The 22,703-nt window shown below is 58.8% G+C and carries 20 protein-coding genes, 1 tRNA gene and 1 pseudogene; 12 read left to right on the top strand and 10 right to left on the bottom strand.

The window, feature by feature from the left end:
• The first annotated feature begins 348 nt into the window (after nt 1–348).
• The 7 genes from CYD26_RS06725 to CYD26_RS06700 all read left to right on the top strand — a co-directional run bounded on the left by CYD26_RS06725 (nt 349) and on the right by CYD26_RS06700 (nt 5,265).
• Nucleotides 349–564, top strand: a complete 216-nt coding sequence (locus CYD26_RS06725) for an AlpA family transcriptional regulator (RefSeq protein ID WP_102052179.1) — start codon at nt 349–351, stop codon at nt 562–564.
• Between the two features lie 461 nt (nt 565–1,025).
• Nucleotides 1,026–1,304 carry a hypothetical protein gene (locus tag CYD26_RS06720; protein ID WP_102052178.1) on the top strand — a complete coding sequence of 93 codons (279 nt, stop codon included), beginning with the start codon at nt 1,026–1,028 and terminating at the stop codon, nt 1,302–1,304.
• Nucleotides 1,301–1,525, top strand: coding sequence for a hypothetical protein (locus CYD26_RS06715; RefSeq protein ID WP_102052177.1), 225 nt, complete (start codon nt 1,301–1,303; stop codon nt 1,523–1,525). Before CYD26_RS06720 ends, CYD26_RS06715 begins: the two co-directional genes overlap by 4 nt.
• A 99-nt stretch (nt 1,526–1,624) precedes the next feature.
• Complete coding sequence (locus tag CYD26_RS06710) at nt 1,625–2,254, top strand: hypothetical protein (RefSeq protein WP_256587973.1); 630 nt, start codon at nt 1,625–1,627, stop codon at nt 2,252–2,254.
• The gene (locus tag CYD26_RS24965; RefSeq protein ID WP_145991785.1) at nt 2,244–2,474 is read left to right on the top strand and encodes an AlpA family transcriptional regulator; all 231 of its coding nucleotides are present in this window, start codon (nt 2,244–2,246) and stop codon (nt 2,472–2,474) included. Before CYD26_RS06710 ends, CYD26_RS24965 begins: the two co-directional genes overlap by 11 nt.
• Nucleotides 2,471–3,484, top strand: a complete 1,014-nt coding sequence (locus CYD26_RS06705) for a toprim domain-containing protein (protein WP_102052176.1) — start codon at nt 2,471–2,473, stop codon at nt 3,482–3,484. The genes CYD26_RS24965 and CYD26_RS06705 overlap by 4 nt, the downstream gene beginning before the upstream one ends.
• A complete protein-coding gene (locus CYD26_RS06700; protein WP_102052175.1) occupies nt 3,481–5,265 on the top strand; it encodes a DUF927 domain-containing protein in 1,785 nt (594 codons plus the stop codon). Before CYD26_RS06705 ends, CYD26_RS06700 begins: the two co-directional genes overlap by 4 nt.
• Nucleotides 5,266–5,781: 516 nt before the next feature.
• On the opposite strand, the gene CYD26_RS25460 is transcribed toward CYD26_RS06700, so the two are convergent.
• Both CYD26_RS25460 and CYD26_RS06690 read right to left on the bottom strand, forming a co-directional pair.
• The gene (locus CYD26_RS25460; RefSeq protein WP_102052174.1) at nt 5,782–5,994 is read right to left on the bottom strand and encodes a DUF4224 domain-containing protein; all 213 of its coding nucleotides are present in this window, start codon (nt 5,992–5,994) and stop codon (nt 5,782–5,784) included.
• Entirely contained in the window at nt 5,991–6,248 is a 258-nt protein-coding gene (locus CYD26_RS06690) for an ogr/Delta-like zinc finger family protein (protein WP_256587972.1), read from the bottom strand. Before CYD26_RS06690 ends, CYD26_RS25460 begins: the two co-directional genes overlap by 4 nt.
• Nucleotides 6,249–6,375: 127 nt before the next feature.
• On the opposite strand from CYD26_RS06690, the pseudogene CYD26_RS06685 reads away from it, so the two are divergent.
• Nucleotides 6,376–6,852: pseudogene (locus tag CYD26_RS06685) on the top strand (GPO family capsid scaffolding protein); the annotation flags it as partial.
• A gap of 156 nt (nt 6,853–7,008) precedes the next feature.
• Nucleotides 7,009–7,734, top strand: a complete 726-nt coding sequence (locus CYD26_RS06680) for a hypothetical protein (protein ID WP_102052172.1) — start codon at nt 7,009–7,011, stop codon at nt 7,732–7,734.
• A 1,187-nt stretch (nt 7,735–8,921) separates the two neighbouring features.
• Here CYD26_RS06680 and mobV read toward each other — a convergent pair.
• From mobV to rpsU, 6 genes are all read right to left on the bottom strand, one after another.
• Nucleotides 8,922–9,905, bottom strand: coding sequence for a MobV family relaxase (gene mobV / locus CYD26_RS06675; protein ID WP_102052171.1), 984 nt, complete (start codon nt 9,903–9,905; stop codon nt 8,922–8,924).
• Between the two features lie 363 nt (nt 9,906–10,268).
• Nucleotides 10,269–10,345 (bottom strand) — tRNA-Ile (locus CYD26_RS06670).
• A 14-nt stretch (nt 10,346–10,359) separates the two neighbouring features.
• The gene (locus CYD26_RS06665) at nt 10,360–14,103 is read right to left on the bottom strand and encodes a bifunctional diguanylate cyclase/phosphodiesterase (RefSeq protein ID WP_102052170.1); all 3,744 of its coding nucleotides are present in this window, start codon (nt 14,101–14,103) and stop codon (nt 10,360–10,362) included.
• A 128-nt stretch (nt 14,104–14,231) separates the two neighbouring features.
• Complete coding sequence (gene rpoD, locus CYD26_RS06660; protein WP_065759045.1) at nt 14,232–16,082, bottom strand: RNA polymerase sigma factor RpoD; 1,851 nt, start codon at nt 16,080–16,082, stop codon at nt 14,232–14,234.
• Between the two features lie 68 nt (nt 16,083–16,150).
• Nucleotides 16,151–18,124 (bottom strand): DNA primase, encoded by a 1,974-nt coding sequence (dnaG, locus tag CYD26_RS06655; protein WP_102052169.1) that lies wholly within the window; start codon nt 18,122–18,124, stop codon nt 16,151–16,153.
• 301 nt (nt 18,125–18,425) lie between these two features.
• The gene (gene rpsU / locus CYD26_RS06650; RefSeq protein WP_002551877.1) at nt 18,426–18,641 is read right to left on the bottom strand and encodes a 30S ribosomal protein S21; all 216 of its coding nucleotides are present in this window, start codon (nt 18,639–18,641) and stop codon (nt 18,426–18,428) included.
• 200 nt (nt 18,642–18,841) lie between these two features.
• Between rpsU and tsaD the strand changes: the two genes are divergently transcribed.
• The gene (gene tsaD / locus CYD26_RS06645; protein WP_102052168.1) at nt 18,842–19,867 is read left to right on the top strand and encodes a tRNA (adenosine(37)-N6)-threonylcarbamoyltransferase complex transferase subunit TsaD; all 1,026 of its coding nucleotides are present in this window, start codon (nt 18,842–18,844) and stop codon (nt 19,865–19,867) included.
• A 26-nt stretch (nt 19,868–19,893) separates the two neighbouring features.
• Here tsaD and plsY read toward each other — a convergent pair whose 3' ends face one another.
• Nucleotides 19,894–20,463, bottom strand: a complete 570-nt coding sequence (gene plsY, locus CYD26_RS06640) for a glycerol-3-phosphate 1-O-acyltransferase PlsY (protein ID WP_102052167.1) — start codon at nt 20,461–20,463, stop codon at nt 19,894–19,896.
• A 74-nt stretch (nt 20,464–20,537) separates the two neighbouring features.
• Here plsY and folB point away from each other — a divergent pair, with 74 nt between their 5' ends.
• Both folB and folK read left to right on the top strand, forming a co-directional pair.
• On the top strand, nt 20,538–20,891 hold the full coding sequence (gene folB / locus CYD26_RS06635) for a dihydroneopterin aldolase (RefSeq protein WP_065759041.1): 354 nt from the start codon (nt 20,538–20,540) through the stop codon (nt 20,889–20,891).
• The gene (folK, locus tag CYD26_RS06630; protein ID WP_102052166.1) at nt 20,882–21,439 is read left to right on the top strand and encodes a 2-amino-4-hydroxy-6-hydroxymethyldihydropteridine diphosphokinase; all 558 of its coding nucleotides are present in this window, start codon (nt 20,882–20,884) and stop codon (nt 21,437–21,439) included. The genes folB and folK overlap by 10 nt, the downstream gene beginning before the upstream one ends.
• Here the strand turns inward: folK and CYD26_RS06625 are convergent.
• The gene (locus CYD26_RS06625; protein ID WP_102052165.1) at nt 21,436–22,665 is read right to left on the bottom strand and encodes a multifunctional CCA addition/repair protein; all 1,230 of its coding nucleotides are present in this window, start codon (nt 22,663–22,665) and stop codon (nt 21,436–21,438) included. The two genes, folK and CYD26_RS06625, sit on opposite strands and share 4 nt — an antisense overlap.
• Nucleotides 22,666–22,703 lie beyond the last annotated feature (38 nt).

The following is a 22,703-nucleotide window of genomic DNA, read 5'->3' as shown; positions in this document are numbered from 1 at the left end:
AGAACCTGTAGCTACCATGCGGCCACTGACTGAACAATCCGAACTGCTCTGAAACACCTCAAATAGGTGGTCATTAGCTGCAAAAATTCGTGAATGTTGGTGAATTCCGGGCAAAGAAAAGGCCCCGGTATTTGCCGTGCCGGGGCCTATTGGGAGAGGGCGTTACAGCGCCCTCCAGATACCGGAACAAGCCAGTACATGTTTCGAGAGGTGAAGCGGTTACAGCGATTTCGACGTGGGTTGACGCCCGTCTAGAACTGTATTGCGAGTGAGCGGGGGATGCAACAGCCTGCCACCACGCTGCCGCTCACCGTCTCGGTTTTTCCCTAGTGCATAGAGGATTCAACCATGACGCCCACTACTGACAGCGCTCCAGTTCCGAATGTTCCACGCGCTGGCATTCGTGCCACTACCGCACAGCTGTGCACTCTGTACCAGATCAGCCGTACCACCTTCTGGCGCTGGACCAAGGCTGATAACTTCCCCGTACCGATTCGTGCCGGTCGCGTTCTGCGCTGGGATGCCGAGGCCGTGGACGCCTTCCTCACCAACAGGAAGGGGTGAGCCATGCCGATTCACATCGCGACCCAATCCAGGGTTGCAAAGTCATTCGTGCGCCGCTATCGTTCGCCTGTCGCTGCCAATTCAGCGACCGGGTGTGGAAACCCGTTGAGCAAAAGGCGCACAAGCGCCCCCATCGTGATTGCAGGCGCTTTTTTTGTGCCCGCAGTTCCGTGTTATGGCGGCTGTGCGCGGGAGACCCTCGGGTCTGCCGGGTTCCTTTTGCCCCGGTTTTCCACCCCGCGTACAGCTGCCACCAAATCCTGTGGAAAGGATCGTGGCAGCTCCATAGCAAAAGGAGCACCACCGATGACCGCCCTTATTCCGCCCGCAATCCGCGCACTCGCTCACCGTCGCATGGCCTTGAGCGCCCTCCGCGCAAACTCATCTCTCTCTGTACGTCTCAAACGCTACAACGCCCACATGGACATTGTTCGCACCCTGGAAGCTCAAGGGGGTGCGCAATGAGCAAGCCACAAATCCTCAACGCTATTGCCGTCGAAGCGATCAGCGAGCTGGAGACCGCCTCCACTTACCTGGACTGGCTCGACTCGTTGGCCTGGGCAACCCGAAAGGCGACTGTCGAAGGTCACGACCATCACGGTGAACGCCTGGCAGAACTCTCTCAGTATCTGGCCCATGAATACCGCTCAACGCTCGCTGAGAAAGCCGAACGTCTGAATGACCGCTTCGATGCGCACCAGGGCAATGTCCGCGTCCTGAAAGTTGGGGGTGCCCAATGAGTCGTCCCTACAGCCTGACCGAGGACGAGTTTTACGCCCTCCAGCGTGCCCAAGAATCCATCAATCTGCTGAGCATCTTGTTCGGTGAGGTGCGAGGCTCTTCCACCTACACGCCTGCAATGATCGCCTCGTTCCTGGAGCGGGTTGGTGAGGATATTTCGCTGGTGATCCAGTCCGCTGTAAAGGCGCTGCCGCCGCCGCGGCTGAAGCAGACCGGCTAATGACCAGAGGCACCGGCCACCGTTGATGTGAGCCGCTGTGAAGGGGTGACAGGCGACTGAGCCCTGTGACCTTCCTCCCTACGTTACGGGACGATTGATATGAACACTTTTCAAGAGCGCAGTAATGCGCTGACGGGATCGGCTTGCCTGGAAAAAGCCTTTGATGTGCTGCACCTGGACGCGCGAAACGTTCAAGACGGGTATGTGAAGCCCGCTCGGACATACCGCCAGGTCGGCGACCAGGAGAGCGTCCAGACGGGCGACTACGGCACTGCAATCGCTGGAGACAGCGGCACTGCTATGACCGGCGAAAGCGGAACGGCAGTGGTCGGAGACAGGGGCTCCGCACTGGCTGGAGTGTTTGGGACAGCCAGCGCTGGAGAGTGGGGACATGCCACCGTGGGTGACGGTGGTGTGGCCTCTGTCCTGACTTGCGGCGTAGCCACTGCTGGGAGCTTTGGGACAGCCTCTGCCGGTGATTACGGTACAGCCTGCGTCGGTGCCAACGGCACGGCCAGCGCCGGAGTCGGGGGCGCGGTGTGTGCCGGTGAACTGAGCGAAATCCGCCTCAAGTATTGGGATGAGCAGGCGCAGCGCTATCGCACCGTGACCGGCTATATCGGCGAAAACGGTCTTGAGTCTAATGCCCATTACAAGCTGAACGACGAGCATGTCTTTACTCGTGCCTCCCTGGTCGACCAGGTTGGGAGGCTGCGCAATGGTCAGTAAAAAGCCCGCCAAACCTCGCTACCGACCTGAACCTGTTTGGGCGACAGCCGAATGGTTCTGCACCCGTTACCAAGTTAGCCGCTCCACCTGGTGGCGCGTTGCCAAGATCGCCGGCTTTCCGGCGCCCGTTCGCTTTGCGCGGGCGGTGCGCTGGAAGGTTGAGGACGTAGAAAAGTACCTCACGCGCAATAAAGCCAAGTCGGGGATCAGAAAGTCATGACGAGACCAAGACCTGTTGACCTGATCCGTCACGCCGCCCGGTATGCCCTGAATGCAGCGGAAACGCTGCTACCGGAGTGGCTGCCGGAAGGCAAACGCAAAGGCCGCGAATGGGTGGCCGCAAACATCGCTCGCGGGGATCGGCAAGCCGGTTCCTTCGGCGTGTCGCTCGACACTGGCCGGTGGAATGACTTTGCTGACAGCGGTGCCCATGGTGGCGACCTGGTGTCGCTGCTGGCCTACCTACGCGGATGTGGCCAGCTGGACGCGGCCAAGGAAGTGGATGAGCGCCTGGGCCTAGGTCTGTTCAAGCTGTCGGCTGCCGATGCGCAGCAGCTCCAGGAACGCCACCAGGAGGCCGAACGCGAACGCGCTTCCTGGCGTCTTCGTGAGCAACAGCTCCAGGAGGAAAAACAGCTCCAGGCAGCCCGTGAAGCCGCACAGCTCTGGAAGGTGGCCAAGCCTGCCGACCCCATGCACACCTACCTGTTGGCCAAGGGGGTGAAACCGTACCTGGTGCGCCAGTTGGGGCAGGGGCGGTTGGTAGTGCCGCTCTGTGATAACGGGCGCTTGGTGAATCTGCAGATCATCACGCCGGACGGCAGCAAGCGTTTTCTGATGGGAGGGCGTGTCCAGGGCTGCTATTCGCCCCTGGGCAAGCTCTCCGAGGGCTGCCGTCTGTATGTGTGCGAGGGTTGGGCCACGGGTGCCACGCTGCACCAAACCACCGGGTGTCCGGTGGTCTGCGCCATGAACGCCGGAAACCTCAAGGCGGTGGCCGTGGCCATGCGTGAGCGCTACGGCGCCACGCTTGACCTGGTGGTGGCCGGTGACGATGACCGCAGTACGCCGGGCAATCCGGGCAAGCGTGCCGCCAACCAAGCCGCCCGCGCTGCTGATGCGCGGGTGGTCTTCCCCGAGTGGCCCGCTGAAGCCCCTTCCGACCTATCCGATTTCAACGACCTGCACCGCTGGCTTGCAGGTCAATCCAAAAAGAGCTGCAAATTATGAGCACACACGAGAAGCCCACGACCTTGAGCCTGGTGGGTGAACCACTAGCGCCTACCCCGGAAAAGCTGGAACGGCCCCGCTACGCCGTTTACGAGCATCCTTGCACCGTGGAGGGTAAGTTCTATAAGGCTGGCACCTGGTATCACGGCCTGAAGCAAAGCGGGCCTGATGAGAAGGCCATCCCCGTAGACCACTGGATTTGTGTCCCCCTGAATGTGTTAGCTGAAACGGTTAACTCAGAGGACGGCAGCATAGGACTGCTGGTCAATTTCAGCCACCGAGGTAAGCGCATCGAGCTGGTCATTCCAAGGGAGGTGATAGGGAGCAAGGGTGATGAGGTCTTGAAATCCCTACTGAGTCGCGGCCTGGTCATTGAATACCACCAGCGCCGCCAGATCGTGCCTTACCTGGCCAGTCACCAGTACCCTGATTTGGTGATCGCGACCACCGGCAAGCCGGGCTGGCACGAGTCGGGGGCGTTTGTGCTGCCGTCTCGCGTTATTGGTGGCGACAACGTGCGTTTCCAGGACTCTGGCAGGGCGGCCAACATCTTCAGCAGCAAGGGCTCCATCGACGGCTGGCAGGCCGAGATTGCCGCCCGGTGTGTGGGCAACCCCGTGTTGATCCTGTCGGTTTGCTGTGCCCTCGCAGGCCCTTTGCTCGCCAAGGTGGGGGTGAATGGAGGCGGTGTGCACCTGGTGGGTGATTCATCGAGTGGTAAATCGCTTGCTCAGCTCCTCGCGGCGTCCGTGTGGGGCAATCCTGGAGCTTTCGCAGCGTCCTGGGACGTATCGAAAGGCGGCGTTGAGATCGAGGCCGCATCGCGCAATGACACCATTCTGATCCTGGACGAAATCAAGCGGGCTGACCCCAAGCGGGTTCAGGAAATGGCATATGCCATCGCCAACGGTATGGGCAAAGGCACCATGACCAGGGAGCGGGAGGGACGTGCCAAGCTGACCTGGCGCGTCCTGGCGTTGTCCAGCGGGGAGCGCTCATTGTCGGATCACGCGGCCATCGGTGGCAGCAATGCTCACGCCGGTGCCGAGCTGCGCATGGTGGACGTCAATGCGGGCACCCGCACACATCGGGCCTTCGATGACGTACATGGGCTGACGGGGCAGGAATTTCACCGGGTCGTAAGCGATGCCGTCACCCAGCACTACGGCCATGTAGGCCCCGTGTTTGTTGAGTCGCTGATCCAGCATCCCGAAGACCTGCACAGCGCATTCCGGCAAGTACGGGAAGCCTTTGCCACCGAGAGTTCACAGGCAGGCCGGGTAGCGGATCGCTTCGCAATCATGGCGCTGGCTGGTGAATCGGCAATTCGCCGCAAACTGCTGAACTGGCCGAAAGGAACGGCTATCAACGGTTGCCGACAGCTGTTTAACGAATGGATATCAACAATGGGTGATGGCAGTGCAGAAGACCGTCAAATCTTGCGAGGCATTGCCAACTTCATTGACTCGCATGGTGACAGTCGATTTTCCGATTATCGTCACTCTGGATCAACCAGCGTACACAACCGTGCCGGTTACTACGAAGTTGAGTTTGAGAAGCGCCTTTACATGTTCAACAATCCAGGACTAGCAGAGGCCGCAGCCGGTTTTAATTTAAAGAGGATTATCCGTGCACTTCAGAATGCGGACGCGCTCGCCAAGGTGGATTATGAGGCTGGCCAGAAACGTACTAACAAAAGCTACTCAATGCCAGGTGGAGGTAAAAAACGTTTTTATGTAATTGACCCGGAAAAGCTGGATCAGGAAGGCGCTGGTCAATGAGTAGATTGACACGCCAGGTTGGTGCCCTCAGTGGTCGTCAAGATCCGCTTCCCTTGGGTCGCTAGATAGATGGGGCGCGCAGCTGTCAAGCGTCTTGAGGCTTGGCAGCTTTCGGGGAGCGATGTTTTTGAAGGGAATGCAGGGAATGAGGGAATGAGCCAGTAAGTACGGGGCTTGCAGGGTTCCCTTAATAGACTATGGAATAGGGAATAGGGAACACAACTCTGTTTAATAAGGGGATTGCCTGCCTTCTCATTCCCTTGAAAAAAAAGCAGGGAAGAAAATAAACCTCTGAAAGGCCCGGTTTAGAGCGGTTTTCCCCTTAAACCCCTGAATCCCTGTACATCCCGAAATCAGACGCGGTAAACAGGGGGTGGTGGTGGTTTTTGTTGACAGAAATCCTGACTGTTGATCTATACCCCCTTTGCTCGCCAAGTGGTGGGGGTTCAGGCAAGGCGCCGACCGTGACCACCCCACCCCCTTGGCGAGCCGCTTTTGAACTGTTGCCGACCGGCATCACAAGATGTCTGCTCCATACTTATCATCGCCACCCGGTTTTATACCGCCCGCCCGATTAATTAGATCGAGAGTTGTCCAGGGGCCAGAGCGACCACGAAATATCCTAACCCCCTGGTCTATTAAGCACCGCTCAACATCTGAACGCCGTTGATAGCCTGTAATCTGCTGAAGGTCTTGGAAGGTCAGCACACCTGGTGCGGCTCTGCTCATGTCAATAAATCCAACTGCTGTAAAACCTGTATTTGCTGTTCCTCGGTGAGCTGCAAAATTCGATCAAGCATTGTGTTTTCTACTGGTTTTAACTTTGAAGGCTTCAGCGTATGAGAAAAGCTGAACTCTGATACAAAGCTGTGCCCGCAGAGAGGCTCAAGACATATGCAGTAGAGTTTTGCATAGGTTGGTGATTCCTCTTCAACTCTGGATATACGTGCCTTTTTTCCACAAGACCCACAATAAACCCGCATTGGTTACGCCTCAAAAGGACGGATAGTTGTCTGGTTGTGTTAATATTAACATGCGGGTGCGGCATGTTGCGCATGTTTGCGGCGGTTGCACTCTTTAGATAACCACCTTCGCTTAGTGAGGCTCTTAATGCCCCGATCACTTGTAACTTCCTGGAAGCGTGTCGCCACCAGTGGGCCGACTGCTGACGGGCGAGAAATCAAAGCGCAGGACTTACGTGACTGTGCAGAAACCTATACACCATCGAAATACACCGCCGTTATTTGGGTGGATCACCAGCGCGGCAATGGTGCGCATGGCACGGTTTATTCAGTGCGCTTAATTGATAATGATCCTGAGCTTGCAAAGGGCCAGTTAGCATTAGAAGTGCAGATAAAGCCAAATGCTCGCTTGCTCCAGTTGAATAGCAACGGGGAGAAGTTGTTTTCTAGCGTCGAGATAACGCCAAACTTTGCCGGGTCTGGTCGGGCCTATATGACTGGCCTCGCCGTCACTGATGAGCCCGCGAGTCTCGGAACTCAGGAACTCTATTTTTCCAGGCGAGCCAATACAGCCACCTATCGCACCAAAGCTATGCCGATGCGTCCTGCGCCCATGAGCAAGGCGTTGGCTACCAGCTTGAAGCGCGTTACGCAGGAGGTGAACGAGCAGGTGAGAGCCTTCAAAGAGCGTAAGTACAAGGCCAAACCCACCAAGCGACTACTCTAACCACAGTCGTACCTGGGTGATTTCATTATCAATTAGACCATTTAGGAAAATCATATGAGTACCCAAGCCTTTGATATTCAGAGCTTGACACCTGAGTTGCAGCATCGCTTAACTTGCTTTGAGGCTGATAAAGCTGTGTATGTCGATCTGCAAAATAAACTTGTTGAGGTGGCGCAAGAAAACCAGCGACTGCTACACAAGGCGACTGAGTTTGAAGGGCAAGCGAGTCGTACTGATGCGTCCTGGAAAAGGCTCGCAGGAACGGGAGAGATCGACCAAGCCAAAGTCAATGAAGAAATCGAGCGCGCCGAAAAGCTTAGGAAAGAAGCCCAAGCCATGCGTGCCACTGTTGAAGCGAGGGCCAGTCTTGAGAATAATTTGATTCTGCGATTGGCTGATGCGCGAAAGAAGCTGGTTACTGAGCCCCGCGTACTCAATAAAGCCTATTGGCAAGCCCAGCTTGAAAAGATGCTTGCCCGCGACGGCTTGCGCGAAGAGTTAATGCAGATTTTCACGTTGTCCAAGGCTCTATGTATCCACGATTTGGAATTGCACGACGGTGTGTTGCGTGCGTGTAACGGTTCGCGCCAGAGAAAAGAAAAGACGAATGAACTTGTCTGGAGGGCGTTCGGGAACGAGTTCGAGAAGCTCTTTGACGGTGCTGAGAAGGATGCACCGCCGCCAGCCTTGGCTACTGTTCCAAACGCACTCTCAAAAGAGGTGGCGGTGAACTCGCCCGCTGCGTTGCACAAGCTCAAAACCCTGAACGGCAAATCCTGAGCCTACCCCCCACCTGGCGAGCAAAGCTGCTAACACGATAGCTGCCGGGGTCGTGTGATCGGCCTCGGTGGTTTGCGGATTTTTCGCAGCGTCCTTTGAGCGAGCGAGGCTCATTGCTCTGCGTCCCCGCACCAAGCTCTGACGTGCAGTTGAGTGCAATCGCTCAAACCCTACTATCAAGCCTGGAACCCTTGCCGCCGCTGGCCTACGGGCGATTCACCAGCACCCGCTGGATCAGAAAAGGCAGCGCCAAAATTGAGCGGTGCATTCTGAAAAAATCCGGGCTCACCCCTATTGCCATTGGGTGTGATGTCGCAGTGTGCTGCCAGGGGCGGGCAGTTTTACGCGCAATGGCTTTGCATTCCTTTGCAAAACTTTGCACTCAGTGCAATGGCCGATCAGCTGCCAGAGCCCGCAGCGGGCCTGGGCCGGGCATTCAGTTGCACTACCCACGACCTTTGCACTTTTTTGCGACGGAAAGCGCGTCGGCGGGAGGGGGATAAGTGATTTTCTGCCCCGATTTTTTTTCGCGGCGGATTTTTCAGATAGAGCTGATGTGGGCGGGAAATCAGCAGTTGGGCGGTGCCCCTGGACGGCCTGTCACTTTCCTACAGGCGAAAAAAAACCGCCTTAGTAGGGGCGGTTTTTTCCGCAAGCTCAGTTAGTGGCTGGCTTGCTGACCTCACAGGGCGCTTCAACGTTTTCTGAGTTTACGCCCGATAGCTGTTGCCTGCAAACCGGGCGGATCAGCTGCAAACAGGTGGGCTTGGCTGTTGCTGATACGGTACCATGGTCGCGCTCGTGTCCTGTGAGGACCGGATGACATCCATTGGGGGGGTGACCCTTTTCCCCCTCAACGCGGCCTAGTAACCCGCGCCGGATCTGATTGAGGGGCCATCAACCGGCCTCCTCACAGGGCGCTTCAACGAGCAGGCCCGAAGGCGTATGTGTTCCGGAAAAAACGCTGGAGGCAGGCCATTCAGAGGCCTTTAGGTATGAAGAAATTCTTTCGTACTCTGAGTGGTTTGATGAGCCTGTACCGGTGCTATCGCCTGTATGAATTCATCCGCGACAACTGGGATGAACTGTAACTAATAGTTCGCCCGGGGGAGCCCGTCCTAGCTTAGGCTCGGACGGGTTTTTTATGGGCCGGTGGTCGTGCTGCCCCCCGGATTCTCCGCAAGGTGCTAGCGAAGCTCAGGGTATTTCTCATTGCTCAGCTTGTGCTCTAGCTGCGCGATCCGCCGCTTGAGGGCAACCCTTTCAGCAGTAAGCACCGCCACCTTGTTCTCTGTTTCACTGAGCTGCGTCACTAGGCCTTCAATGCTCCTGGTGCGGCGATCCACTTCCTGCACTCTGCTGCGCAACTGCTGCTCCTGTTGTTCAACCGCTTGCTGCCGATCAGACACTTGATCAGCTGCTTTTTTCACTGCCCTGGAGCGCGATAGCGCTGCCCGTTTTGAGCGTGCATGGCGAGCTGCACCTTGGGCATTGGCGCTGGCCACGGCTTCGGCTCGCCGCCAAGCTTCAGTCTTCACACCGATAGCCGCTGCCGCATAGTCGCGGGGCTTCAGCATCGGCGCTTCGCCCGCAGCGGCCATGGTCGAGTAGAACGCCGATACCGCCTCATGTTTTGCCTTGGAGCCCTCCACACCGCGCTCCAGGCCACGCCGCGCACCAACCTTTGCATGGAAGTCGGTTTGCATCGCCTTCAGCTTCTGAGGGCCACCGAGGAAGTCACGGCACGATAGCCGCTTGTCTGCCGTAATCGGCACAACGTAAACGACCAGGTGCGGCGTTGACTCATCCAGGTGGATGGTCGCGCTTAGGACATGCGCAGCCCCGTGGCGCTTCCTGAGCCACTTTAGTGCGTCGGCAAAGTAGCCGTCGCCCGTGTCGCCCAAATGCCCCCCGTGACGCTTGAACGCTTCAGGGGACGCTGTGACCAGGTATTCAATCGCTAGCACAGCATCCTTGCGTCTTTTGGTCGGCAGCGTGCGCACCAAGGCGGCGAGTAGCTGGTCTTTACCTTTGGCGCCTACCGTTCGGTTTCGTCCAGTGAGTGATGGGTCGGCATTGGGGGTGGGCTGCATCCTGAATGTATGCATCGCCGACCTCGCCACTGCTCCCATGGATTTGAGTTTCTTTGCCCTGATGATTGCGTATGCCATAGCGCTTCTCCGTCGCTTTTAACTGTCTTATCAGTCAGTTAAGCGCTTGGAGCAGCACCCAATGCAACCCCCAGTTTGAAAAAACTGGAGGCCGCAATGTGTAACCCACTACACATCGCTGCGCGATGGTGGGCCTGCTGCGCAGGGGTGGAACGACGCCTCGGCTGCTATCGCGCCGGTCGTGGACGGGGAGCGCGACGCTACGTGAAATCTGAGCTGATACCAGGCCTTGGCCCCTGTACTTTGCACCAGGGAGCGCGTGGGTTACGCGGGGGTGTGGACGAAACGGGGACGAAACGGGGAAAATTTATGGCCAAAAACACAAATGGCCTACGCTTATTAGGCGTAAGCCATTGATTTTGTTGGTGGGCCCACACGGACTCGAACCGTGGACCAAAGGATTATGAGTCCCCTGCTCTAACCAACTGAGCTATAGGCCCTCAGTGGTCGCGGATTATAACGAGGGTTTCCAGGCTGTGCCATCCGAAAGATCTGAAACTGCTATACGAAGAAAGGTCGCGGCAAACTCTTCGGGTGGTAATGGCAAGCTGACGATGTAGCCTTGGATCTGTTCGCAGCCCTCGGCCGCGAGGAAGCGTTGTTGGGCAAGGTTCTCTACGCCCTCGGCAATGATGGTCAGTTGCATGCTGCGGCCCAGGGCGATAATGGCGCGGGCAATCGCTGCGTCATGCGGGTCGTCCGGTAGGCCGCGGATGAATGACTGATCGATCTTGAGGATGTCCAGCGGCAGGCGCTTGAGGTAACTGAGCGATGAGTAGCCGGTGCCGAAGTCGTCGATAGCCAACTGTACGCCCAGGCGTTTGAGTTGGTGCAGAATCGCCAGGGCCTCTTCGGCCTGGCTCATGATGAAGTTCTCAGTGATCTCCAACTGCAGGTCGCCCGCGCTGAGGTGGTAGGTATTGAGCAACTGTTCAATACGTTTGACCAGGCTGGGCTGACGTAACTGGGCCCCCGCCAGGTTGATCGACAGTGGGCCGAAGGCGAGGTAGGTCTCTTTCCATTGCTGCATTTGTCGGCAGGCATGTTCCAGCACCCAGTCGCCCAGTTGCAGAATCATGCCGTTCTCTTCTGCCAACGCAATGAAGTGTTCGGGCGGAACATCACCAAAGGTGGGGTTGCTCCAGCGAATCAGGGCTTCGGCACCAATCAGGCTTTGGGTTTTCAGGCTGAACTTAGGCTGGTAGTACAGGCTCAGTTCGTCGCGCTCAATGGCTCTGCGCAGTTCATGCTCCAAGGCAACGCGCGCACTGGCCTGTGCGGTCAGGTCGCGTGTGTAGGATTCGACGCGGTTGCGGCCCTTGGCTTTGGAACGGTACATCGCGGCGTCGGCGTTTCGGATAAGTGATGCAACGTCGCTGCCGTCCTGTGGATAAAGGCTGGTACCGATGCTGGCGCTGGTAAAAAACTCATGTTCGCCCGCCTGGAAGGGTGCACTGAAGCAATTCAGTAGCTTGGCGGCGATGTGTTCGGCGTCGCTGGGTTGGTGCAGGCCGGGAAGCAGGATGATGAACTCGTCACCGCCCAGGCGGGCGACGGTGTCGATATCCCGCACTTGCTCCTTCAGGCGATGGGCGATGCCTTTGAGTAGCAGGTCGCCGACCGGGTGACCAAGGCTGTCGTTGATGTGCTTGAAGCGGTCCAGGTCGAGAAACAGCACCGCGCCTTGAGCCTTGGAGGTTTGTGTGCAACTCAGGGCAGCCTGTAGCCGGCTTTCAAACAGGGTACGGTTGGGCAGGCCGGTCAGTGGATCATGGTGCGCCTGATAGTCGAGCTTGGCCTGGGCATGTTTGATGCTGGAGATGTCGGCGAACACTGCCACGAAGTGGGTGATTTCCCGGCCGCTATTACGTACGGCACTGATGGTCAGCCAGCCTGGGTACACTTCGCCGTTCTTGCGGCGGTTCTGAATTTCGCCTTGCCAGTGGCCTTCGGCGGTCAGTTGGTGCCACATGGCCGCGTAGAAGGCGCTGTCGTGCTGGCCAGACGCGAGCAGGCGCGGTGTCTGGCCCAGCGCCTCGAATTCGCTGTAGCCGGTGATCTCGCTGAAAGCCCGGTTGACCGCACTGATACGCTGCTCGGTATCGGTGATCAGCACGCCCTCGGCCGTATTCTCGAAGACAGTGGCAGCCAGTTGCAGTTTTTCCTGCATCAGGTGGCGCTCGGTAATATCGCGCGCGATGGTCAGCATGCACTCTTCGCCGGCGATGGGCAGTGGCCGCGCTGAGAGCTCACACAGGCGAATCTGCCCGTCGCTGCGGCGAATATGGCAGGTGTAGTCGCGCACGAAGCCGTCCCTTTCCAGCAGTTCCAGCAGGCGTTTGCGTTCATTGAGGTCAACCCAGATGCCCAGGTCAATCGATGTGCGGTCCAGCGTCACGCTCAGGTCATAGCCTGTCAGGCGGCAGAACCCTTCGTTGACTTCAATCAACCTGCCGTCTCGCTGGCGCGACAGAAGAAGCCCGTCGGGTGAGGCATGGAAAGCCTTGGCGAACTTCTCTTCGGATGTTTGCAACTGATCCTGGGCTTCCTTGAGTTGGCTGATGTCGCGTACGGCCACCACCAGGGCAGGCGTGCTATCCAGCTGGAAGGCCTCGACCGAGGTCAGCCCGGTAAACACCTGGCCATTGCGACGTTTGAACAGCATCTCAAGGTTGCGCACCTTTCCGGCCTGCAGGCGCCGCAGTAATTTGGGGCCTATGCCTTCGATGCCCCAGATGTTCAACTCGGTGGCGGTCTTGCCGATGACGTGTGCCGGGCTCAGGCCAAGCTGCTCCTCGAAGGCTTCGTTGACTTCAAGCAGGCAGCCGTCGCTGAGGCGGGCGATAACCAGGATGTCTGGGCACTGCTGGAACACTGAGGCGAACTTTTGCTCAGAAAGGCGCAGGGCCAGTTCGGTATTCTTGGCTTCACTGATGTCTATCATCAAGCCGCGCATGACCGGCTTGTGCCCGTGTTCGATCAGGCTGACGATGTCGCGCACCCACAGGCTACGCCCGTCGGCAGTGATCACCCGGTAGTCGAGGCTGTGATCGCGTCCTGCAGCGGTTTCGCTGTCACAGTAGGCCTGTGCCCAAAGCGCGTCGTCGGGGTGCAGAATGCTGTTCCAGAAGCCGGGCTTGAGCCAGTCGCTGAGTGGATAGCCCAGCAGGTTTTCTGCATGGGGCGAGACGTAGCTGTAGGTGAAATCTTCGGTGTCGGCTTCCCAGGCGATGGCCGAAAGGCTCTCGATCAAGCCGCGGTAGTGGTATTCGCTGCTACGCAACTCCTGTTCAAGGGCGATGCGTCTGGAAATCTCGGAGCTGAGTCGGCGGTTGCTCCAGATGACCACCGCCAGGATGGTGAGCAGCACCAGGATCCCTGGCAAGCCATACATCAGCAGGTCGTACCAGCCTGTGCGGCGATCCAACACCTTGCCGACCCAGCGCTCCTGGATATTGCTGATCTCGCCAGGGCTCATGTCGGCCAGGACTTTGTCGAGGATTGCGACGAGTATTTTATCCTCGCGGGGCACGGCCATTGCCAACTGGTAGCGATAGGGGGTTTCCCCGCTGACATACAAGCCTTCCAGCTTCTGCTGGCGTAGGCTCCAGATACTAGATGCCAGGTCGCCGACCACCGCATCGACCTGGTCTGTCGCCAGGGCTTGCAAGGTCGAGCTGACGTTGGGCAGGGCGACCAGATTGAGGTCGGGGTGATGGGTGCGTAACAGTTCGTGGGGGGCGTAGTTCTCAACCACGGCGACTTTCAGGCCATAGAGGTCTTTCAGGTCGTGGGGTTGCGCGCCGCCCTGATGGGCAAGAATGACAATCGGAAAATCCAGGTAGGGGCGCGTAAAGGACAGGTAGCTTTGTCGTTCAGGCGTCGACATGATGCCTGGCAACAGATCCAGTTTGCCGTTTCGAGCCTCCTCCAGTACTGCAGTCCAACTGATCGGTTCGATCGGTTTGAATGCGACCCCCAGGCGATCCTCGAGCAAGGTGATGTAGTCGGCGGCCAGTCCCTGGTAGCGACCCTCCTGGTCCCGGTATTCAAAGGGTGGCCAGGAAGCATCGACGCCTAGGCGCAGTTGCGGGTGCGCACTGAGCCAGGCTTGTTCTTCGTCTGTCAGGGTCAAGGCGCCGGCCGTTGCACTCCAGAGAAGCTGGAGCAGCAACAGGATGGCCGGCAATCTGAGCATAGCGGCCTCGTCACACAGGTAGTCTGATTCGAGTGTAGACGGCGCTTTTGCCTAGGGGATAGTGGCGAAAGTCTTAAATGCAGATGCCATGAAAAGAAAAACCCCGGCGCAAGGGCCGGGGTTTGTCATCACTCGTCGAGGAAGGAGCGCAGATGCTCGCTTCGCGTCGGGTGGCGCAGCTTACGCAGTGCCTTGGCTTCAATCTGACGGATCCGCTCACGGGTCACGTCGAACTGCTTGCCGACCTCTTCGAGGGTGTGGTCGGTGTTCATGTCGATACCGAAACGCATGCGCAGCACTTTGGCTTCGCGTGCAGTCAGGCCGGAGAGCACGTCACGGGTTGCTTCCTTGAGGCTTTCGACAGTGGCCACATCAATTGGCGACTGCATGGTCGAGTCCTCGATGAAGTCGCCCAGATGCGAGTCTTCGTCGTCACCGATCGGGGTTTCCATGGAGATCGGCTCTTTGGCGATCTTCAATACCTTGCGGATCTTGTCCTCAGGCATTTCCATGCGCTCACCCAATTCCTCCGGCGTCGGCTCGCGCCCCATTTCCTGCAGCATCTGCCGGGAAATACGGTTGAGCTTGTTGATCGTTTCGATCATGTGTACCGGGATACGGATGGTGCGAGCCTGGTCGGCGATGGAACGGGTAATCGCCTGACGGATCCACCAGGTGGCGTAGGTCGAGAACTTGTAGCCGCGACGGTATTCGAACTTGTCCACCGCCTTCATCAAGCCGATGTTGCCTTCCTGGATCAGATCGAGGAACTGCAGGCCACGGTTGGTGTACTTCTTGGCAATGGAGATCACCAGACGCAGGTTGGCCTCGACCATTTCCTTTTTCGCGCGGCGGGCCTTGGCCTCACCGATCGACATGCGACGGTTGATGTCCTTGATTTCGGCAATCGTCAGACCGGTTTCTGCTTCCAGGTCTACCAGCTTCTGCTGGCAACGCACGATGTCGGCGTCCAGGCGGCCCAATGCTTCAGCCCACTTGGTGCTGCGCTTGGCAAGATCGCCGCTCCAGGTCAGGTCGACTTCGTTGCTTGGGAACATGCGCAGGAAGTCGGCACGTGGCATACGTGCATCACGTACGCACAGCTGCATGATTGCGCGTTCCTGGGCCCGCAGGCGTTCCAGGGCGCTACGTACACGCTCGACCAGTACTTCAAACTGTTTTGGAACCAGTTTGATCGGCATGAACAGCTCGGCCAGTTGCAGCAGTTCGGCGATGCCTTGCTTGCTGTTGCGACCGTGCTTTTTCAGCACCTTGACCGTTGCTTCGAGCTGCTCGGCCACTGCGCCGAAACGCTGGCGAGCCACTTCCGGATCCGGACCGCTTTCGGTCTCTTCCTCGTCGTCGGAGGCTTCGGCAGCCTCTTCCTCGTCGTCATCAGCGACCGCAGCCGGAGCGGCTTTGGTGTCGACCGGTGGCGGCATTTCGGCCGGCGCGGCGATGCCGTCATCCGGGTCGATGTAGCCACTGAGCACGTCGGACAGACGGCCGCCTTCGGCGGTTACACGGTCGTATTCGCTGAGGATGTAGTCGACAGTACCCGGGAAGTGGGCAATCGCACCCATGACTTCACGGATGCCTTCCTCGATGCGCTTGGCGATTTCGATTTCGCCTTCACGGGTCAGCAGCTCAACCGTACCCATTTCGCGCATGTACATGCGCACTGGGTCGGTAGTGCGACCAATGTCGGTTTCCACAGCTGCCAACGCGGCGGCCGCTTCCTCGGCGGCGGCTTCGTCGGTATCGGCTTCGGCCAACAAAAGGGCATCCGCATCCGGAGCACTCTCGAATACGTTGATCCCCATGTCGTTGATCATGCGGATGATGTCTTCCACCTGCTCCGGATCTGAAATATCCTCTGGCAGGTGGTCGTTGACCTCCGCGTAAGTCAGGTAGCCCTGCTCACGACCGCGGGTGATCAACTCTTTGATGCGAGACTGCTGTTGCGCTTTTCCGGACATAACACCCTATCCACTGAAGGTCTTGGCGGGCAAAAAAACAAGCCGAGGATTATACCCGAGCATGGACCTCACGCGCCAGTTGAGGTCGGGTTTTGTGCGGGAACATTACGGCTTAACAGGTCGCGCAGCTGATTTTTTTCCTCTGCGCTCAGTTCACTTTGACGTGCTTTCCTGAGCAAATGTTCCAGGCTGCGCTCGCGTTGGCGAGCGGACAAGCTAGTTATAGTGTCGAAAAACTGTTGTTCAAGGTTGTCGGCATCGATCAACCATTCCTTTTCTGCCAGCGCTCGCAGCAAGCGGCCTTGTTCAGTGCCGTGCCAGCGTGCGATCAGCTGTAATGAGCGTAGCTCAGGATTTTTCTGCAAGGCCTCAAGCAGCGCCACCAGTAGCTGAGCGTAATGGTGCTCTTCGGCAGCGAAGTGGCTGGCGTCCTCGACTTTTTTGGCCAGTCGCGGGTGGTGCAGCAGTGTACGCAGGGCGCTCAGCGTGGGTGGCTCGACGGCGGTCGGTACCCGTGGTGGCGCCTCTTGATTGCGGCCATTGCGCTCCCATGGCTTGCCTTTCTTGTCCCATGGCTTGCCGTCCCACTTCTTTTTCTGGCCACCCTTGTTCGGTGTCCACTGCTGCTGTGGCGGCGTGTATTCGGGCTGATGAAAATCATTGTAATCGGGTGTGTAGTCGGGCATCGCACCGTAGTCGATGCCCGGGTCGTAGCTGGGCGGCGCTTCGGTGGGCGCACTGTGCGACAGCTGCTCGACCTGCTCGCTATTGAGGCCGGTAATTTCCTTCAGCCGATTACGCATCAGGGCGCGCAGGTTTGCACCGGGCACTTTGTCGATCAGCGGTACGGCGAGGGTGGCCATGTGGGCCTTGCCTTCGAGCGAGCGCGGGTCGGCCTCTTCGGTCAGTCGTTGAAAAAAGTAATCGGCAAGCGGTTGAGCGTGCTGGTTGATCCGTGCGCGGAAGGCGTCTGTGCCTTCGGCGCGAATCAGGGTGTCAGGGTCTTCACCTTCGGGCAGGAACAGGAAGCGTGCCTTGCGACCATCCTGCAGGCTCGGCAGTGCAGCTTCCAGTGCGCGCCAGGCGGCATTGCGGCCAGCCTGGTCGCCGTCGAAGCAGAACAGCACGCTGGGCACCACGCGGAACAGGCGCTTGAGGTGTTCTTCGCTGGTGGCTGTGCCCAGGGTGGCTACGGCATTGCGCAGGCCTTGCTGGGCCAGGGCGATGACGTCCATGTAGCCTTCTACGACGATAATTTCATCGAGATTGCGGTTGAACTTGCGCGCTTCGTAGAGCCCGTACAGCTCCTGGCCTTTGTGGAATACAGGCGTCTCCGGGGAGTTCAGGTACTTGGGCTTGTCGTCCCCCAGCACGCGGCCACCAAAGGCGATGACGCGGCCCCGGCTATCGCGGATCGGGAACATGACGCGATCGCGGAAGCGGTCATAGCGTTTGCCGGTTTCGGCGTTCTCGATCAACAGCCCGGCGTCGATCATGGCTTTTTGCTGCAGTGTATCGCTGCTGAGGTGCTTGAACAGGTTGTCCCAGCCGGGCGGGGCGAAGCCCAGGCCGAAGTCACGGGCAATTTCACCGGACAGGCCACGCCCTTTGAGGTATTCGACTGCTGATTTGCGCGTCGGGTGGCTTTTCAGGGCCTGGCGGTAGTACTCCGCGGCGGCTTCCAGCAGTGGATAGAGCGGTGAATCGGTCGGTTGCCGGGGCTTGTGCCCGCGCTGGCCTTCTTCGCGTGGCACTTCCATGCCGGCCGCTTTGGCCAGTTCCTCGACAGCCTGGGGAAAGTCCAGGTTGTCGTGGTCCATGATGAAGCCCAGGGCGTTGCCACCAGCGCCGCAGCCAAAGCAGTAGTAGAACTGCTTGTCGGGGCTGACGCTGAAAGAAGGGGTCTTCTCTTTATGGAACGGGCAGCAGGCGGTGAGGTTCTTGCCGGCTTTTTTCAGTTGGACGCGTGAACTCACCACATCGACGATATCGGTGCGGTTGAGGAGGTCGTCAATGAAACTTTGGGGTATCAGCCCGGCCATGGCACTCTCATCATCAGGCGATAGACCAGTGTAATCGCTAATGCTGCGGGAACGGCTGCGCATTCGAGCGTGGTCGAATGTTCATAACACAAGTGTGGAAGAGTGTGCTCGCCTGCAGCCCGTGAGGACTCGTCAGTGTTGACGTGCACAGCTGGCGTGATGCCAGTTCTGACGATTGGAAGGCCTGCTTCAACCGACGAGCGGTTTCTGCAGCTCAGGTGTTTAGGCCTGAGTAAAACATCATCTGCCGACAACCCGGCGTTTAGACCGGGTTAGGCAGAAGCGTGGTCGAACGTCTGTATTAGTACAGACGAACGGCGCGGCGCTGCTCGCGCTGGACTTTCTTGGCGTGACGCTTAACTGCAGCAGCAGCCTTGCGCTTACGCTCGGAAGTCGGCTTCTCGTAAAATTCGCGGCTACGAACTTCAGCCAGTACACCGGCTTTTTCGCAGGAGCGCTTGAAACGACGCAGAGCTACGTCGAAGGGTTCATTCTCTTTAACTTTGACGGCTGGCATCCAGAGCTACCTTCATTTAGTACCGGGGCAACGTACTCGTGGCAAAAATGTGCGCTGGAGAACGTCGGTTTTTAAGGGTTGCGGATGTTAACCCTTAGACGCTCGGAATGCAAAGCCTCTGATCGAAAACCGCTGGTCGGCATCGGGTACGGGGACTATCATGCGCGCCTTCGAATTCAGCCTATACAAGGCATAGACCCATGCTAGTACTGGGATTGGAAACATCCTGCGACGAAACCGGCGTCGCATTATACGACAGTGAACGCGGTTTGTTGGCCGACGCGCTGTTCAGTCAAATCGACCTTCACCGTGTCTACGGCGGGGTGGTGCCCGAGCTTGCCTCGCGTGATCACGTCAAGCGCATGCTGCCGTTGATCCGGCAGGTGCTGGCCGAGGCCGACTGTGTCGCGACCGAGATCGATGCCATCGCGTATACGGCAGGCCCCGGGCTTGTCGGTGCGTTGCTGGTGGGTGCCTCCTGCGCCCAGGCCCTGGCGTTTGCCTGGGGCATCCCGGCGTTGGGCGTACACCATATGGAAGGCCATCTGTTGGCGCCGATGCTGGAGGCCCAGCCACCGGAGTTCCCGTTCGTCGCCTTGCTGGTTTCGGGTGGCCACACCCAACTGGTCCGGGTGGATGGTATCGGTCGCTACGAACTGTTGGGCGAGAGCCTGGATGACGCAGCAGGTGAGGCGTTCGACAAGACCGCCAAGCTGATCGGCCTGAACTATCCGGGCGGGCCGGAGATTGCCCGCCTTGCCGCTCAGGGTGTACCGGGGCGCTTTGTCTTCCCACGGCCTATGACCGATCGTCCGGGCCTGGATTTCAGCTTCAGCGGCCTGAAAACCTTTGCCCTCAACACCTGGCAGCAATGCCAGCGCGCTGGGGACGACGGTGAGCAAACCCGTTGCGACATCTCGCTGGCCTTCCAGCAGGCAGTGGTGGAGACTTTGACCATCAAGTGCCGGCGTGCCTTGAAGCAAACCGGCCTCAAGCGGCTGGTGATTGCCGGTGGGGTGAGCGCGAACAAGGCCTTGCGTGCGTCGTTGGAAGACATGCTGGCCGGGCTCAAAGGCAATGTGTATTACGCGCGCCCAGCATTCTGTACCGATAACGGGGCGATGATTGCCTATGCCGGCTGCCAGCGTTTGGCCGCCGGGCAGCACGAAAGCCTGGCAATTACAGTGCAGGCGCGTTGGCCGATGGAGCAGTTGCCAGCGCTTTGAAGCTGAAAGCCATTCATGTTTCAGGTTCAGAAGTGTCGTTCGCGCCCGGCGAAAAGGTCGCGTAGATTGCCGCGATGGCGCCAGACGATCAGTATCGTCAGTACGCTTATCGGCAGCAGTGCCTCAGGTTCGCGCCAGGCCAGCAAGGGCAGGGTGAGCGGTGTGGCGATCAACGCGGCCAGCGAGCTGGTACGGGTCAGGCGGAAGGTAAGCAGCCAGGCACTGATGGCCAGTAGAGCGGCCGGCGGGTAGAGGCCAAGGAGCATGCCGGCAGCAGTGGCAACGCCCTTGCCGCCACGAAAGCGAAAGTACACCGGGAACAGGTGGCCGATGACGGCGTACAGGCCGATCCAGGCTTGTTGTTGCAAGCCAAAGCCCAGCGCTTGCGCGATCAGTACGGGCAGCAGGCCTTTGCAGAGATCGCCGAGCAGGGTCAGGATGGCGAGTTTTTTCCCCGCCAGGCGCAGCATGTTGGTCGCGCCGGCGTTGCCTGAACCGCTCATGCGCGGGTCGGGGCAGCCGTTCAGGCGGCTGAGTAGGATGGCAAAGGACAGCGAGCCGAGCAGGTAGGCGAGCAATGCCAGTAACCAAAACATGCTAACTATTCCGGGCGAGGACGCCCTGATTCTAACGGCGCAAGGCGCCCTTGTCGTGCAGCGGAGAAAAGTGCTTGGACAGAGTGTTCATCGAAGGGCTGGAAGTCGATACCGTCATCGGTGCTTACGATTGGGAGCGCGGTATTCGCCAGTGCTTGCGGCTGGACCTGCGATTCGCCTGGGACAATCGCCCGGCAGCCGCAGGTGATGACCTGACGCTGGCCCTCGATTACGCCAGTGTGTCGGCGCGCATCCAGGCTTTTGCCGAGCAGGCGCAGTTCCAACTGGTGGAAACCTTTGCCGAGCGCTTGGCCAAGGTGCTGATGGACGAATTTCAGATTCCCTGGTTGCACCTCAAGCTGACCAAGCCCGGCGCCGTCCCGGAAGCCAGCGGGGTGGGTGTGGAGATTGAGCGCGGATGTCTCTGACCACGGTTTACCTTGGGCTTGGTAGCAATACCGAGCGAGAACGGCATTTGACCGCAGGGCTTGATGCGCTGGCATCGTTCCTTGTGGACATGCACTGTTCAGCGGTGTTCGAGAGCCAGGCGGTGGGCATCAAGAGTGGCCCGTTCTTCAATCTGGTGGTGGTGGCGAAGACCGATCTGCCGCTGACGGAGCTGGATCGTCGCTTGAAGTTCATTGAGGCTGAAAACGGTCGTTATGCGCCTGAGCGCAAAGGCCTGCCGCTGGATATCGATGTACTGCTGTACGGCGATCTGGTCGGTAATTTCGATGGTCTGGTGCTGCCGCGTGCCGAAATTCTGAAAAATGCCTTCGTGCTCTGGCCATTGTCGCTGATTGCCCCTGAACTGGTTCATGTGGAAGTCGGTAAGACCATGGCTCAGTTGTGGGCCGACTCGCATATCGAACAGGTGTTGGCGCCTGTACCGTTCGAGTGGCGCGGTCAGCAACTGACGCGTCAGGACAGCCTCGGCGGCGATGCAGGCGCCGCCAAGGCTGATGAGGCGTGCTAGTGTGCGGCCGCGTCCTTGTAGGCCTTCAGCGCCTTCAGCCGCTCTGATTTAAGCGCATCACCCAAGGCTTGCCCCGTCAGGCCTTGCTGCACCAATGGCTGGACTGCGACCGCGCGTGCTGCCGCAGCCGCACCACGCAGGTAGTCCGCTTGTGGGTAGGCCCGCTGTTCCAGCCCAAGGCGCCCACGGGCGTCCATTTCGCAGGCCGCGATGAACGCCTCAAAACGCTCTGGGCGGCGATACACATCGAAGCTCTGCAACAGCTCCAGCAGGGTCGACGCCTTGAGCTCCAGGGCCCGGTGGCTGTGGGTGTGGTACTCGCCGACCAGTATTGCCAGTTCCTGGCAGTCTCGCGGTACCTTGAAACGCTGGTTGACCGCTTTGATCAAGGGCCGCCCGCGATGCTCGTGGGCAATGTGCTGTGGCCATTGCGCTTCAGGGGTCAGGCCTTTGCCCAGGTCGTGCAGCAGGCAAGCCCAGCGCACGCTGAGGGGCTGTTGATGCACGGCCGCCTGTTCCAGCACGGCGAGGGTGTGCAGGCCGGTGTCGATTTCCGGGTGGTGTGCAGCCGGCTGCGGTACACCGAACAACGCATCGACCTCGGGCAGCAACTCCTTCAGCGCACCACACGCCCGGAGCACCTCAATGAAGACCTGTGGCTGGTCTTCCATAAGTGCGCGGGAGATTTCCTTCCAGCTGCGTTCTGCCGTAAGGGCCTGGAGTTCCCCGGAGGCGCTGAGTTGGCGCATCAGTTCAAGGGTTTCCGGAGCCACCGTGAAGCCCAGGTAGGCATACCGCGCGGCGAAGCGGGCTACACGTAATACGCGCAGGGGATCTTCGGCGAACGCCGGGGAAACATGGCGTAAGATGCGTGCTTCTAGATCGCGGATGCCGTTGTAGGGGTCAAACACCTGGCCGTGTTCGTCTTCGGCGATGGCATTGATGGTCAGGTCGCGCCGGATGAGGTCTTCTTCAAGGGTGACCTCGGGGCTTGCGTGAAAGGTGAACCCGCCATAGCCACGCCCGCTCTTGCGCTCCGTGCGTGCCAGCGCATATTCCTCGCCGCTGCGTGGATGCAGGAAAACCGGAAAGTCGGCACCGACCGGGCGATAGCCCAAGGCTTGCATCTGCTCGACTGTCGCGCCCACTACCACCCAGTCGATATCTGTTACGGGCCTGTTGAGCAGGCGGTCACGTACCGCGCCGCCGACCTTGTAGATGTGCATTAAAAAACCTCCGTTGATGCCACAGGATACCCTGTCCG

The organism is Pseudomonas sp. FFUP_PS_473, assembly GCF_002858665.1.
Taxonomy (GTDB): domain Bacteria; phylum Pseudomonadota; class Gammaproteobacteria; order Pseudomonadales; family Pseudomonadaceae; genus Aquipseudomonas; species Aquipseudomonas defluvii.
This window is presented reverse-complemented; position numbering and strand designations above follow the sequence as displayed.